This window comes from Microcoleus sp. PH2017_05_CCC_O_A (genome assembly GCF_020738785.1).
GTDB lineage: Bacteria > Cyanobacteriota > Cyanobacteriia > Cyanobacteriales > Microcoleaceae > Microcoleus.
Genome location: NZ_JAEQCB010000015.1, coordinates 47,653 through 63,153, shown reverse-complemented (window position 1 = coordinate 63,153; position 15,501 = coordinate 47,653). Strand labels below are relative to the sequence as shown.

The window sequence follows — 15,501 nt, the reverse complement described above, 5'->3', positions numbered from 1 at the left end:
CAGGGAGGTTTTCGGGGGTTATTGGTTGGGTGGGGGCGGGTTTTTGAGATTGTTTGTTGGTGACAGAATTAATGGCGAACCCGCCCCTACGAATTTGGGTTATTGCGACATTGCAAATTGACCGATAATTCATCTCCAAACCCATTACTATTTCCTCTCTTCTCTCCTTTGCACATCTTGCAACTGCTTCCCTATTTTTTCCACCATCTGCACATCTCCCAAAGTTTGATATCCCTCTTTTGCCAACTTCAAATACTGCATCGCTTCCAGATTCTCCCTCATAGATGAATGGACTTCTCCCAAACCGTAACGCGCCTCTGTTAGCTCTTCGATATCGTCCGGTTTTGCTGTACTAATCGCCTTTAAATAGTAGAATTTAGCCTGCGGCATTAGTTGCGATCGCCCTTGATACATTTCTCCCAACGTGCGGTAGATGGGCGGTGTCTCAACTCCCGCTGCTGGTAAGCTTTCTAGGATTTCTATTGCTTCGGCAATCAAGTTGGCGCTACGATATATCTGTGCGATCGCCAATTTCTGACTCGCTGCATTCGGTACTTGTTGCTCGATCGTCCGTACAGCCTCCTTAACCCCTTCAACCTCCTTCTCATCCAGCAATCGAAACTCCGTATCCCTCTCCCCGAGAGGACTTTCCGAAGAAACCCCCGTATTCGCCTCCACAATCAACCTGTACTTAAAACCCGGTTTCAGCGCCGGTTCCCCCGGATACACCGCCTCAGTACCGTTAACCGTCATTTCCCAATTTAACTTCGCTTTATTTTCGAGAATGCTCAACTTATAGCTAGTCGCACCCGCAACCGGATTCCAGCGCAAAATAGGCTTATTTCCCAACAATTTCGTCCGCCTCGGACTGATTATATAAGGAATTGGCGCCTTGTTCCAAACAATTTGATCGTCGCCGCGATCGGGACATCTAATTAAATTTTTATTGCACTCATCCTTCGACTTTTCGCTAGCCAACAAACAGCTATTTAATTGATTGTCACCCGCCTTAATTGACTTAATTCCTAAATCTGCACATTGAATCGTAATTTGTCCGGTTTGTGAAGTTTGCAGTTTGTCACCCGGATAAATCGGCGTACCCGCGCTGGGGCGAACATTTCTGCCATCTTGACGCTGTAGTTGCACTTCGCCGGTAATATTTAGGATTTGTCCGTTGGGTATTCTTGTCGTTGCTGCGATTGCTGGGGAAATTATCGGATTGTTGGCGGATATTTTGGATAAATTGGCGCCAATACCGAAGTGGGGATGAGGCAAAATATCGATCGCAATCAACGTAAATGCGATCGCGCTTGCACCCATAACAACAGTCGTCTGTTTTTTCATTGACTTTTTCCTATTATTGGTAAACGTTCCTTTGCCATTTGGATACATTCATCTTGTTCTGGTATGCTGGGATTGGCAGATTTCAGCGTTTCTTGCCAATGTGTGAGTGCTTCTTGTGGTTTCCCTTTAGCTTCCAGTACCTGCGCTAAAAGGCATTGAGCTTCTGGAGTTTTATTGCTGAGAGATATTGCTTTTCTTAAGTCGGTTTCCGCTGCGTCGTATCGCTTTTGATTCAATCGCACCCAGCCGCGATTCTTGAAACAAGCTGATTTTACTCCATCAAATTGAGTTTGTTCTAAACACATTCCGATTACTTTTAAAGCGGATTCAGGTTTGTTTTTGATAATTAGCGATCGAGATATTTGAGCATAAGCTTCTGGAAGTCCTCGCCAGACTGCTTGTTTCATTGCTTCTCGCGCACACTCGTCTTCATTTAATTGATCGCACAGCAAAGATAAGTTATAGGAAGACTCGCCGTTAGTAGGATTGATTGATGCAGCTAGATTGTATGAAACTTTCGCGATTAAAAATTGATTGTTGCGGTGGTTTTTCATGCCAAATGTGTTGATCGCAGATGCCAGATGCGGGCCGATGAGTGGATAGCCGATCGCCAAACCAGCTAAACTGATGCTGGTACGCTGCATAAATTTAGTTGGAATCGTAAATTGCGGGTGGTTTGGGCGATTCCCTACGGGATAGCTTCGCTTCACCGGGGCTACATCATCTGTCGGTGCAGCGAAAGGGCGATCGCACTTTAATTCTAATAATTTTAATCCCTCAAAAGTTGGATGCTGGCAAAGCATTGGTATGCCACTCGCGCCAGGAAATTGATTTTCATAGCGCAGTAAATCATTCTTAGCTTTTCGTACTGCTAAAAATAAAGGTTCTTTGAGGGCTAAATATCTAAACAAAGACTTCACAAATTCCTGAGCAATAAAATCCGGGATTGGCGCCCGCATCACAATCACTGATGGCAAAGAAATACCTTCTGTGACTAAATCTGCTGCTATACCCATGCTCGAACAAGAATTAAAAATTAGTAATTCCAATCCTTTGACAATAGCTCGTTTGAGACCTTCTTTAAAGTCTTGTACGGTGACAGTATTGTCTGCAACTTCTTGATTTATATATAGCAATCCGTTGGCACCATTGATATCGCTATCGCTGTGCCCCGCATAAAATAAAACTTGCCAGCCTTTGTCATCAAATAACTGGTTGCGTAACTCTTGGGAATTTGGTTCTTGAAGAAATTGTAAGTCACAGCTATCGCCCAGATATTTTGTAATTTCCTTGGCATCTTTGCTGACATCAATTCCCTGGCTGTTGCCTAACACACATAAAATTCTGCCTCGCGAACCTAGAGGTATTCCCCCTATCATTGCCTCTTGGGGAGTTTTTTTGTATTCAGGGGAACTGCCGATAATTTCACAGTTATTGTAGTCTTCGCGAAACTGCCACACATCCCAAGGCAACTGCCAAATCTCAGAGTTATTGCACTCTAAAAATATTTCAACTAATTCGTCTCGATTGCTAATTTCTGTTCTGAGTTTTACCTCTATTTTTCTGTAAAACTCATCAGCACTCAACCACTTGTTCATCTCTTTTTTCAAACCTTCATATATAATATTAGGCTTGTCTTCAGAGATATTTGTTTTGCCTGCGGGCTTGATTTTGATTCGAGAACTGCTTCTGTGATGTTGGGTGGCGCGACAACTAACTTTCCACCTTTTGTGCAACTCGTCAACCTCAGGTGCTGGCAGCAAGCTTCCTAAATATTTAGCGACAGTTTCTCCTTGTTTTTTAAACTCCGCTGTCACGCAAGAAAAACCTTTTTGAAAATCTCCCGATCCCAAAGCCAAGATAACTGTACTGCTCATAAATTGGATGTCATTGCAGTTAATCAAAGTATCATACCACAAAATTTTCTGTTATGGTAAAATCATCTAAAGCTACTCGAATAGTAAAGCTTTCTTCTGGGTCTACGTAAAAATCGTTGAGCAAAATGCACTTATTCTGAACAGTTGATTTTACTTCATGTAAATTTTCTCCTACATCAGAGATTAAGGACAATTTAATATTGGTTGGCAAGTAACGATCGCCGATCGCCGGATGCAACTGAACGTGAACTCTGACAGTGCGATCGCTATCTTCGGCAATCCCCACCAACAACGCAACAGTTGTCCTACCCAAACGCATTCCCAAATCAATCAACTTTGCCCGCACGATATCAGCTTCGGGAAACATATTGACACTGCTTTGATGTCCGCGTGAAGTATCTTGCGATCTGGAATTTCCACCACCTCGGAATACAAAAGCTGGGTTTTCATCAGGAAAAATGAGCTCTTCTAAATTTTGTTTGCTTTCCTCAAATTTCTGCCAGTTGGTTTCTGCAACATTCTTTAACCAATTGCGTAAATTAGATTTTACCGGATTTTCAATCTCAGTCGGTTCAGTCTCGGGCTGCGGATCGAATATCGATTCAACAGACTCCCAATCCGATGTAAATATATTCTCCAACCACTGACGCAGATCGACTTTAGATTCATAGATTCTTTCAAGGTGAAGCAAGAAGTCATCCAGAGGATGTAAATCTCTCAATACTAATTCACCTGAATCCGCTGTCGGAGAAAATCCCAGCAATCTTGCTTCCTTTTCATCCTCATCAATTTCTACTACAATATAACCAATACGTTCCTCCCTAGCTTCGGTAGGAACGCGGCAGATTTCAGGTAAATTTATAGCGGAATTTTGATTGCCATTTTCTCCTTGTTTGTGTTCAGCCCTAATTGGACAACACTCAACTTTTCCCAAGCCTTTAATATATAAATCTGCCACATTTTCAAACAGGCGAATTACTGGATTCCAGCTATCGCATTGACTTAAATCAGTTTCAATATCTAATATTTTAAAATAATCGGCAACTACCAACACAGCCAAAGTGTTGAGATAAATCTGTTCAACTTTTTGCGGGTGTTGGTGTTCGCAAGCAAATTGCCATGCTAGATGAATTGCCTTTTGGGTAATTGGCATTGGCAATGATTGGGTTGTAGTAGTATTGTTCTTCATTTCCCGATTTTAACTCCTTGTATGATTAATAGCCACTGTCTTCTCGAAATTGTTGCAAATGAAGCCGACATTTCTTTCGGTAAAAGCTATATATTGTAGGATAAGCACAGCCAAACTCCATTGCTATTGTGGTAAAATCTTTACCAGATGCTCTGCTTCTCAATATAACTTGACAAGTCAGATCTTTCCGCCCTCGAATGTACTCGTTTAATATCCCATCAGGATTAGTTTCAATCCAGTTTTTGACGTGTTCAAATAATTGAATACATTCGACTGTATGACTGTCATCCTCAGCAGGTAAACTCTCTATTCGATCGATCGCAGTTCCGTCTTCTAAAACAAGTTGTCGATCGTCTCTCCTGCTATTTTCTCGATCTACCCTCACCGCCCAATTTTGCAGCCGTCGCTTCAAATAATAATTGAACCAAGTTATGACATTACCCCGATCGCGATCGTACTGAGTGCCGGTGCGGGATTCGCACAAATTGCTATAGAAAAACTCCCACTGTTCTTGGACAGCATCTTCATAGTAAGGTACCTTGTCTTTCCAGATCAGCCCCGAGTTTTTCATTTTAGTCACAAGCTGATTCAACAAACGTTTTAGCTTCCAAGAATTCGAGGCTTCCTCCCTAATTAGAGTGACAAGGCTGTCTAACTCTTGATAGAGAAGTTTGCGATCGCAATTTCGAGATTTTCCTGAGTCCCCAACAGGATCGGAGTCGTCGGATGAGTGGTCTTCCCCCTCGGAGGGGTGGGATTGATCGTTCATAGTGAAGTGCGGCCGCAACTTTGTTCCTACATTTACTTATCAGGGTGAGTTCGATCGTTTTATGCGAAATTGTGAAAGTTTTTTGGGGCGGATGGTTGAAAGTCTTGCGGTGCGGTGGATGTGGCGGCAAAATTAAATGTGAATTTTTGTGAAGACTTATGCACTCTCACCAAGGAAACCCGGTTTTTGGGGTTAGCGCGTCAGAATTGAGAAACCGGGTTTCTGCGTAAAATCCGGTGGGGAGGCGAAAAATATCAGAGAAACCCGGTTTCTGGGCCTGGGCGCGAGAGGATTTACGCACTTTAACCAAAGAAACCGGGTTTTTACCAAATTTTTCGACTACGGCGAAGTTTCCGCAAAAAAACCCGGTTTCTGGGCCCATGCGTGAGTCCTCAATCGATCGCCCCTAAAACCCCGCAAACACCCATCATTCCGTACTTTTACCCAGTGTTTGCCAAAGTTTACAAAAAAAACTTGAGATTTTTGCATAAAACCACCGAGCTCACCCTGATAAGTAAACAGGAACAACAAAAAGGCAACGAGGTCAAACCTCAAACCCCCAAAACACCCGTTGTTCCGTACTTTCACCCAGTTTTCGCAAAACTTTCAAAAAAAACTTGAGAGTTTTGCATAAAACCACTGAGTTCACCCTGATAAATAAACAGAAGGGAAATTACGAACTGCGTAGGCGTAAGCCGGGGCGTAGCCATCGCACTTGTTGAGATTTATTCAAAAGTGCGATCGCCCGTAACTTCCCGATCGCAATCCGAACCAAATTCCCAAGCGATATGGGAAATGGGTTCATCCAATGTTGGCTTAGTCTATTTCCACGTTTGCATTTATTGTGATACGTATGTACGGCGTGTCGGCGGAGTTTATTTGTCAATTTTTAGCACACTTTGGATCTATTAGAAGACAACAATCATGGCTATTTCTCACATTGAATTAGATCCTATATTCCTAATAAAGCGAAAATTCAATTCCTCGAACAAAATGTCAACGCCAGTAAATATTTTATGGCGAGTGACTATTCTAATGACTCTGCAATTAGCTATTTTGTTTTTAGGTGAGCAAGCACAAGCTGGAGGTGGAGATCCAGTTGATTTAGACTCAGAGACTAGACCAAAAACAATCAATGCTACTGCCAACATTAAATGGGATAAATGGAGTCAGCCTTATTGGTTGAATACCCAAGTTTGTCGGGAAAAAAGTGGCGATCTTGCCTGTTTTAGCTCTGATACTGCTAGAAAAATGGGCTGGAATATTCCCGCCCGCAATTGATTAAATCACTCATCATTAAAGGAGTCAGATCATGAATTTCCAAAAAGTTCAAAAAATTACTGCGATCGCCATTGCTAGTGTTTCTATAGCTTTTACGGCACAAGCAGCTCAAGCAGCGGAAACTTTTCAGGTAAATGGCGGATATGCACTGAATACAAATAAGTCTTTTCGCTTGATTGACGGTAATCCTCGGATGTCTCTTTATCAACATAACATCAACGACCCTGACCAACAATTTGATCGTTTGTCGGGTAGCAGTAGCAATAGTATACTGTTGCGTCACGGTTCAACAGGCAAGTGCTTAAATGCTCATTATCTTTCCAATAATGCGGAAATTAATGTGTGGAATTGCAACGCTTCCGACCCCGATCAAAACTGGAATTTAGTGAATATTCCTAGTGGAGAGTTTTTAATCCGCCGCAATGGAACTAATCTATGTGTTGACTCTCCAACTCGTACTAATACTGGCAGGGTTCATCTAATTACGTGCGATTCTAATAATGCGAACCAGCGCTGGAAAAGTAGTGGTAGTAGTGTAAGTGGTAACATTGATTTACCTTTTGGTCGAGGTCAAAGTTGGTATGTTTGTCAAGGGTATCAAGGTAATCCTACACACACCAATTCCTATGCGTTAGATTTAACAGTCAGCAATCAAGATTTTGGTGCTACAGCTTGCTACCCTAGTGATGGAAGAAGTTTCAGTAAATCGGCTAACTATGATGTTCTTGCTCCAGCATCTGGCACTATTTCTTATGTAAATAGTGATTTAGTTTGTCTTTCAATTGACAATAGTCATAGTCTCTTAATTGGTCATTTCAATCGCACAGTTGCTAATGGTCAAAGAGTAAATGCAGGTCAAGTTTTAGGAAAAACTTCCATTGCTAATTCTAATAATGGTGGTTTTTCGCATATTCATTTAGAGGCTAGAAACACTGCTGGATGCCGGGTTGGAACATCAGTTCCTTTAACTTCTCAATATGGATTCCAATTACGAGGGGTAGGAGATTTACCTAATCTTCCTGGTGGTAACGATTATTTTAAACGTGGTTTAACCAGACCATAGTTTATTGGGAAAAAAGTGCGATCGCCCTTTATTTAAAATTAATTCGTAATCCCTCAATCCTAGGGACACTCCAAGAGCCCATTGGTGTCAACTTAATCAGTTGACACCCAAAATTGATTGAGAGCGATCGCGCCACCAATTTCTTAAGTTGACACCAATGAGCAGTGCTGTGTCCTTACAAGAGTGAAAAATCTTACGATCGCGAATAAAATCTCCTCTTTCATAAAATAAATATTCCAATGCTTGGTTCAGGATTTTGCTGACATCGTAGTCTTCGCTATCGCGAGCATTGCTGAGCAAGTTTTCTAAACGGTTCCAGCGGAATTCGCGGCGAAACAGGAAAAGACTTACTCTACGGTGGCGCTGGCGATGATTTTATCTACGGTGGCGCAGACAAACATATCATCTACGGCGAAGGCGAAAACGATACTCTCTACGGCTTCGGTGGCGATGACATCCTCGAAGGCAACTCAGGAACAGACCGACTTTTTGGCGAACTCGGCAACGATACTCTGAATGGCGGTACTGAAAATGACACCCTCGAAGGTGGCGACGGTAACGACATTCTGGATGGTGGTGATAATAATGACAGTCTGTTCGGACAAGTCGGTAATGATACGGTTATCGGCAATCGCGGCGATGACATAGTTGACGGCGGTTTGGGCAACGATTTGCTTCAGGGGAACGAAGGGCGCGATCGCATTTACGGTCAATCCGGCCTCGACACCCTGTTCGGCGGCGATGATAGCGACACCTTGTGGGGAGGCGATGACGCTGACATCTTGCAGGGAGAATCGGGCACTGATACCCTGTTCGGCGGTAACGGCGACGACACCCTGGACGGCGGCGAAGATAACGACAGCCTGTTAGGAGAAGCCGGCCGCGATATTCTAGCTGGCAACAGCGGCGACGATTTCGTTGACGGCGGTACTGAAAACGATACTCTCTCCGGCAACGACGGCAGTGACAAATTATACGGCCGCCAAGGCAATGATTTGTTAGAAGGCAATGCCGATAATGACCAACTGTGGGGTGGCGATAACGACGATACGCTGCTAGGACAAACCGGAGATGACCAACTGTGGGGTGAATCGGGCAATGACAGCCTCGATGGTGGCGATGGGTCCGATCGACTTTTCGGTCAAATCGGCAAAGATACCCTCTCCGGTAACAATGGAGACGACTACTTAGAAGGTGGTGCAGACGACGATAGCATGACTGGAGGTGAAGGGCGCGATCGAATTTTCGGAAATGACGGCAACGACTTCGCCGACGGCAACAGCGGCGACGACTACATCGACGGCGGCGCTAACAACGATACCTTAGCAGGTGGTGAAGGGGACGATCGCATTTTCGGTCAATCCGGCAACGACAGCCTAGAAGGTAACGACGACAACGACTTCCTCGATGCAGGTACCGGAAATGACACCCTGTGGGGCAACGACGGCGACGACGAACTCTACGGCCGCGAAGACCGAGACTTGATCGACGGCGGCCGTGGCAACGACCAAATCTACGGCGGAGACGCAGCCGACACCCTCCTCGGACAAGTTGGAGACGACAACATCGACGGCGGTTCCGGCGCAGACTCGATTCTCGGCGCTGACGGCAGCGATAACATCTGGGCCCAAGCAGGCAACGACTCGATTTACGGTGGCGCTGGCAACGACAACATTTGGGGCAACGAAGACGACGACCTAATTTTTGGAGAAGCTGGCCAAGACAAAATCGACGGCGGTTCCGGCTACGACACCATCGACGGCGGCGCTGGCAACGACGAACTCTTCGGCGGTACGGGCAACGACCAATTATTGGGAGGCGCCGGCAACGACAAAATTGACGGCAGCATCGACGACGACAAACTCTTCGGAGGTGCCGGCAACGACTTGATATTTGGCAGTCAAGGGCAAGACACGATTTTGGGCGAAGTCGGCGAAGACACCCTCTACGGCGGCGACGAAACCGACATGATGGACGGCGGCGCCAGTAACGACATGGTTTTCGGCGACTCCGGCGACGACACCCTCACCGGCGATTCCGGCGACGACACCCTCACAGGTGGTGGTGGCAACGACTTCATGGGCGGAGGCAACGGCGACGACTTGATGTTCGGCGAATGCGACGACGACACGATGCTGGGAGGTGCCGGTAAAGACACCCTCGACGGCGGTTGCGGCAACGACTTGCTAACCGGGGAAGCTGGCAGCGACAACCTCTTGGGTAACGAAGGCGATGACAGTCTCGATGGCGGCAGCAGCAATGACACCCTCGATGGCCAAGATACCTTGATTGGAGGCAGTAGTTCCGACATATTTGTGCTAGCACCAAGTTCGGGACTAGATCATATATTCTACTTCCAGGGCGATCGCGATTACCTCGGACTAACACAAGACCTCACTTTTGAGCAATTGCAAATCGTTCAAGGCGGCGAAAATTATACTAACGATGCCTTGATCAGCATCGCAGGCACCGGCGAACATTTAGCTTGGTTGAAAGATACTCAAGCCAAAACAGTTGACAGTTCTCGCTTTGTCTCCATCACTCCCGGAGGTGCGCTTCCCGCAGCTTTCAATACACCATTGAATATCGACATTTTGACTGGTCAACCTGTTGATAGCGATGATGTTTTAGAATTGATTAGTAGCAGTTCTAGCACTAGCTTATCCAGCGCTACTCCTGCACCAATTAGTCTGCCAACCAGCACAACTCCTGCACCAGCAAGTCTCAGCCTGCAACCATTGACAACAGGTACTAATCCAGCAACAGCAACTGCACCAATTAGTCTGTCAACTAGCACGACTACCGCAGCAGCAAGTCTGATTCTGCAACCATTAACAACAGCTACTAATTCAGCTAGTTTGACGGCAACTCATGTCAAAACTACCAATGACATCTTGCTAAATGGCGGTTCAATCCCAACCATGAAGACCTTTAGCGAAACCGACGATGACATCCTCATCTACGACACAAAGAGCTTGTTGACTTCTCTCACCAGCGCTCAAACTCAGCCAATTCTGCCTTTGAAAGCGGCCAGTTTGAGTGGTGCCATCGCGCCTATTGCTAATCCTTCTGGTAAGGAAGCTGATCTCTTACTTAATGCGAATCCTAGTCCGATTCAGCTACCAAAAAGTAGCGATTCAAGTGTTATACCATTTTTCTAAAATCGTGCAACACTCTTCGACCCCCCCTAGCCCCCCCTTACAAAGGGGGGAGACAAGAATACTGTTGCATTCTTTTTTTAAATTGGTATTACTTCTACCTTGAAGTAATTGTAGGTTTGCTTGAGGGCGATCGAATAGATAAAAACCCGGTTTCTTCAAGAAACCGGGTTTTTTGCAGTTTTTGCGGTTGGTAATACCAAATAAGGGTTTTGAGGACTAATTACTGCTTGGTAAAAAATACTAGCCTTGTTTATGGCTAACCAGAAAAATCACCGTAAATTTACGAGTTCTACCCAAACTTTGTACACTTGGCGATCGCAAACCACCTTCAATCTTCCCTCACTGCAAATTACTCTCTCTATTTTAACTCGATGAGGCAATTACTAAGTTCAGAACTTGGGTTGGGTAGAGCATTGCAAAACCCAACCTACAAATTCTGCGATCACACTTAAGTTAAGTTAAATTAAATACTGGCAGCGCCCTGCATTGAATCAAAGTCCACTGTTTAGTCAGGAATTATTTTGAATTCTGTAAACCATCCTGTATTGTGTGGATGAACAACAACGGTGACGGGCGCATATCGTAAAGGATTTTGGCAGTAAGGATTTTGACCATGCTGCTGTAATCCAACAACACACCTCTCAACGTTCACTTGATAAGTATTTCCGCTCTGTTCAAAAGAAATACTCGCTGTAGCTTCAGCAACTCTTCCTTGAACGCCTGCACCTAAGGTTGTGATAACTTTATACTCCCCGTTTACGCGAACGGCTTTCCAATAGACATCTGCTCCACTCCCTTTCGTATATTCAATTGCCTGGGCATTGGTGTAAGCTGCAACTTTTGAAGGAAAGTAGCACATTACCCTTCGGCGTTGAGATGTTGTACACGTTCCCGTTTCAGAACGCTTGATTGTTACGCCGTAAGGTGTTGAAGCAAGCATTGTACTGCTCCAACTGACTAAGAGGCTCATTCCCAATCCCAAAACGCTGAGAGACTTTGCATGATTCATTGATGGACTCCAGATTGAATACTCAACGGTCTAACTTATAATTGTGCCGCCGATGCGGTACAATACTATTCCTAGTTGGATTATACCGCACATCTGCGGCTTAACTCCGAACATTCCCAACAGCTTGTTGTCTATTTTAACTCAAAAAATAAACCACCCCGATCGCCCTGTCGGTGAGAAAAAGTAACATAATTTTGTAAAACTTCTAAATGGTAAATTGTCGATCGAGAGGAAAGAGCGATTCCCTACCTTTCGGGAACGCTGCGCGAACGGGATAGCTTCAATCGCACTTGCAACCTTGAGAACAGCTACAACTCATCGATCGTCACCAACCCGCCTTCTGTAAACTGAATAACAAGTTCTTGCTCGTCCAGCAAGGCAGTTCCAAGTAAAGGTCGCCTTCCTGTCGCAATGACAAGGACTTCTCGCTCTTCACCATCCCAAAGGACGATCGCTTCGTGAACTGGTAGCAAGACTTCACTATTATCTGCCAAATTTGCGGGAATGTCGTGTCTAAAGGTCAAGCCCATCAATGAAACAGCTTCTAGAGGAAGACACAATTCCCCAGTGAAGCCTGTATCTATGACAAACTCAATAGGGATGCTTGAGCCATTCGGTAGCAAGAAAGTCAACGTTACAGTTGCGTGTCTATTTGTCACAATCCCAGAAATCACTTGCAGACACGCTCCACGACACCACCAAATGAGACAGCAACGTTATATCCAATACGAATACCAAAGAGTCGGGCGTTTGGGTGCTTCTTGCTAAGGTTACGGGATGCTTGCAATCCAGTTTTATCGACTTCATAATCACCTGTCTCAATGTCGATGATGACCATCTTGCCGATGTTCTCTTCCACCTCTACCTTTTGGCGAATGCTGCTTTCGTACAATTGCTTTGCACGTCGCGCAACTTCTTCGCGGCTTAAAAGGATTGCTTGCATAGGTTGACTCCCCATCGAGGCTTTTCTGTGAATCCTTCCATGATAGCGCACGCACAAGCAGGGCGATTGTTGCGCGGTTAATTCAATAAATTTGTTTATTTTCTGAAAAAAATAGTTCGGACAGTTTTTTAACGGCCCTGTAAGCCGATGGCGAGGAAGCCCTGCCATTTTTAACGCATTTTAAGCAACGAGTGCGATCGACTTAAACCTTAAAAAAATAGTCCACTACATAGCCAGTAATGGTTTCGGACACTATATCAAAGCTAAAACTGTCCGAACTCTTGTATATAAGATAAGAGCGCTTAAGCGCAACTACGTACCTTTTTTATCTGATTGTTGCGCCTGGACTTTCATAGATAGAACAGATCTTAAGCGCAACTACGTACCTTTTTTTATCTGATTGTTGCGCCTGGACTTTCATAGATAGAACAGCGCTTAAGCGCAACTACGTACCTTTTTTTATCTGATTGTTGCGCCTGGACTTTCTTTTTTTTACGATCGCACTATGAGCTGATATCGTTTCCGGTTGCATCGGTATTGTTTAAACCGTCAACAGTTAACAGTCTACAGTCTACAGTCAACATCACCTGACGGTGCAGCCGGAATTGATATCATTTCATCTGCGTTCATCCGTATTCATCCGCTAACATCTGCGGTTCCCAACTCCCGATCTAACTACTTCGCCGCCGGCAAAGACAATTGAGGCGAAGTATGAGGATAGCTGCCATTTTCAGGAATAGCTGCCGGTTTTTCGGAAAGTAAAAACTCGCGAATTAATCTAGCAACTGCTCTTTGAGCTAAACCGCCGACGACTTGCTGGCCCATATTCTGCACTTCTGGTTTCACTAATAATTGCGGCAGTAGTTGCAATACTTTCATGCCGTCAAAACCCGGAGTTGATTGCAAAATATCCCAAATCCGCTTGATGTGTTCGAGGTTTTTTTGTTCGGTTTGTGAAACTACAGGTTGATTTGCTTTGACTCCAAACCATTCGCCGACGACTGCTTTGGCGTTAGCAACAGCATTGCTCGAAAGTGTGTCGAGACTTTTCACCAATTCAGCAACAATCCGATCGCGAATATAATCTCCTCTTTGAGAAAATAAATACTCTAACGCTTGGTTGAGGATTTTGCTCACATCGTAATCGTCGCTTTCGCGGGCATTGTTCAGCAAGTTTTCTAAGCGATTCCAGCGGAATTCGCCTTGTTTGAACAATAAATCTTGCAGGGATGCTCTCAATTCCGGTGCAGGGTCGCTCAACAGCCGTTTTGCTACGTAAGGATAAGCTTTACTCAGCACTTTGAATTCTGGATCGACATTAATGGCAATCCCTTCTAGCGTAACGAGCGATCGAATAATCAAAGCATAGTAAGCGGGAACTCGGAAAGGATACTCGTACATCACCGCCGAAAGTTCGTCAGTAATGCTTTTGAAATTGAGTTCGGCAACGCTAGCACCCAAAGCATTGTTAAACACCCCAGCCAAAGCCGGAATAATTGGCGTCAAATCCGTGTCTGGCGTTAAAAACTCCAACTTCACGTAATCTCTGGCCAAACCTTCAAAGTCGCGGTTTACCAAATGCACCACAGCTTCCAACAAGCCGTACCGCTGATAAGGTTTGACTTCGCTCATCATCCCGAAATCGAGATAAGCCAACTGACCGTCAGGAGTTGCCAAAAGATTGCCGGGATGCGGGTCAGCGTGAAAGAAACCGTGTTCGAGAAGCTGTCTGAGAGAACACTGCACCCCCACTTCAATTAAGTAAGGAGCGTCAATTCCTTGAGCCTTGACGGCTTCTAAATTAGTGAGTTTGATGCCGGTAATCCACTCCATGGTCAAGACGCGGCGGCGGGTATATTCCCAGTAGATTTTGGGAACGTAAATATCCTTCAGATTCCCGTAGAGTTCGGCGAAGCGTTCGGCATTGTGTCCTTCGTGGGTGTAGTCCATTTCTTCGTAAATGCGCTCGCCCAACTCGTCCATAATTCCGGCGAGGTCGCTGCGAATTATTTTGAAGTTGTTTTGCGCCCAAACTGCGACGCGCCGCAGGATGTAAATATCTAAGCCGATGTTTTCGGCTAAACCAGGTCGCTGCACTTTGATGGCGACGGTTTCGCCGGTTTTGAGTTTGCCTTTATAGACTTGTCCGAGGGATGCTGCTGCGATCGGATCTGCGGTGATTTCGGCGTAAATATCCTTGGGGTGTGCGCCCAATTCTTCTTGTATAAATTGATATGCTACTTCGTTGGGAAACGCTGGTAATTGGTCTTGCAGCGTGGTTAGTTCTTCTAAATATACCGGCGGTACTAAGTCGGGGCGAGTTGAAAGTGCTTGTCCGATTTTGATGAAAGCTGGGCCGAGTTGGGCGAGAATGTCTCTGAGTCGGGCGGCGCGACGTTTTTGGTTCTTGGCGACGCGGCCTGTTTTGCCGTCAAACCACAAACTGAAGGCGAAGCTAAAAAATGTCCAAACAACGCTCAACAGCCTTTTCCAGACTTGCAGGGGGCGATTTTTGTATTGGGCTGCGATCGCAACTGGATCGTAGCGCACAGCTTCTCCGGCCAACTCATAGGCGATATCTTTGGCTGATTTGAGCGGTTCGGGAGTCGCTGCGGGACTTTCTATTTCTACTTGTACTGCTTGCAGGGGAACTGTTTCTACCTCTTTGAGATTGCCGATTGCAGTGTGAGTCCCTGAATTTGAGTAAGTTGGCGGGGAGGCTGGCGATACCGTCTTGACATCCATAAACTCAGACCTAGTGTGAAGCATTGTAAAGACATTGTAACAATTTGTGGCCTTCTCGCCACTATTGTGAGATAGAGAAAACCGAATTGGTTAGTCAGTTGACAGTTGACAGTTGACAGT

General features: G+C 45.2%; 12 protein-coding genes and 1 pseudogene. 4 read left to right on the top strand and 9 right to left on the bottom strand.

Annotated elements, in window-relative coordinates:
- Window positions 1-147: 147 nt before the first annotated feature.
- From JGK20_RS05265 to JGK20_RS05250, 4 genes are read right to left on the bottom strand one after another with little or no spacing between them, the layout of a single operon-like run.
- Window positions 148-1,344, bottom strand: a complete 1,197-nt coding sequence (locus tag JGK20_RS05265; protein WP_293207367.1) for a hypothetical protein — start codon at window positions 1,342-1,344, stop codon at window positions 148-150.
- On the bottom strand, window positions 1,341-3,221 hold the full coding sequence (locus tag JGK20_RS05260; protein WP_293229642.1) for a CHAT domain-containing protein: 1,881 nt from the start codon (window positions 3,219-3,221) through the stop codon (window positions 1,341-1,343). The genes JGK20_RS05265 and JGK20_RS05260 overlap by 4 nt, the downstream gene beginning before the upstream one ends.
- A 31-nt stretch (window positions 3,222-3,252) precedes the next feature.
- Window positions 3,253-4,410, bottom strand: coding sequence for a DUF1822 family protein (locus JGK20_RS05255; protein ID WP_293229639.1), 1,158 nt, complete (start codon window positions 4,408-4,410; stop codon window positions 3,253-3,255).
- Between the two features lie 25 nt (window positions 4,411-4,435).
- Window positions 4,436-5,179: a hypothetical protein gene (locus JGK20_RS05250; RefSeq protein ID WP_293229637.1), complete on the bottom strand. Its 744-nt coding sequence runs from the start codon at window positions 5,177-5,179 to the stop codon at window positions 4,436-4,438.
- Window positions 5,180-6,214: 1,035 nt separating this feature from the next.
- On the opposite strand from JGK20_RS05250, the gene JGK20_RS05245 reads away from it, so the two are divergent.
- Entirely contained in the window at window positions 6,215-6,460 is a 246-nt protein-coding gene (locus JGK20_RS05245) for a hypothetical protein (RefSeq protein ID WP_293189988.1), read from the top strand.
- A 31-nt stretch (window positions 6,461-6,491) separates the two neighbouring features.
- Window positions 6,492-7,523, top strand: a complete 1,032-nt coding sequence (locus JGK20_RS05240) for a ricin-type beta-trefoil lectin domain protein (RefSeq protein WP_293189986.1) — start codon at window positions 6,492-6,494, stop codon at window positions 7,521-7,523.
- 96 nt (window positions 7,524-7,619) lie between these two features.
- Here JGK20_RS05240 and JGK20_RS05235 read toward each other — a convergent pair whose 3' ends face one another.
- Window positions 7,620-7,823, bottom strand: a complete 204-nt coding sequence (locus JGK20_RS05235) for a hypothetical protein (RefSeq protein ID WP_293189984.1) — start codon at window positions 7,821-7,823, stop codon at window positions 7,620-7,622.
- 23 nt (window positions 7,824-7,846) lie between these two features.
- Here JGK20_RS05235 and JGK20_RS34430 point away from each other — a divergent pair.
- Both JGK20_RS34430 and JGK20_RS05225 read left to right on the top strand, forming a co-directional pair.
- Window positions 7,847-8,149 (top strand): annotated as a pseudogene (locus tag JGK20_RS34430) (calcium-binding protein); the annotation flags it as partial.
- A 45-nt stretch (window positions 8,150-8,194) separates the two neighbouring features.
- On the top strand, window positions 8,195-10,684 hold the full coding sequence (locus tag JGK20_RS05225) for a hypothetical protein (protein ID WP_293229634.1): 2,490 nt from the start codon (window positions 8,195-8,197) through the stop codon (window positions 10,682-10,684).
- 505 nt (window positions 10,685-11,189) lie between these two features.
- Here JGK20_RS05225 and JGK20_RS05220 read toward each other — a convergent pair.
- From JGK20_RS05220 to JGK20_RS05205, 4 genes are all read right to left on the bottom strand, one after another.
- The gene (locus JGK20_RS05220; RefSeq protein ID WP_293229631.1) at window positions 11,190-11,624 is read right to left on the bottom strand and encodes a hypothetical protein; all 435 of its coding nucleotides are present in this window, start codon (window positions 11,622-11,624) and stop codon (window positions 11,190-11,192) included.
- Window positions 11,625-12,001: 377 nt separating this feature from the next.
- Window positions 12,002-12,352, bottom strand: a complete 351-nt coding sequence (locus tag JGK20_RS05215) for a clan AA aspartic protease (RefSeq protein WP_293229629.1) — start codon at window positions 12,350-12,352, stop codon at window positions 12,002-12,004.
- Between the two features lie 11 nt (window positions 12,353-12,363).
- The gene (locus JGK20_RS05210; RefSeq protein ID WP_293229648.1) at window positions 12,364-12,636 is read right to left on the bottom strand and encodes a hypothetical protein; all 273 of its coding nucleotides are present in this window, start codon (window positions 12,634-12,636) and stop codon (window positions 12,364-12,366) included.
- Window positions 12,637-13,311: 675 nt separating this feature from the next.
- Window positions 13,312-15,381: an AarF/ABC1/UbiB kinase family protein gene (locus JGK20_RS05205; RefSeq protein ID WP_293178830.1), complete on the bottom strand. Its 2,070-nt coding sequence runs from the start codon at window positions 15,379-15,381 to the stop codon at window positions 13,312-13,314.
- Window positions 15,382-15,501 lie beyond the last annotated feature (120 nt).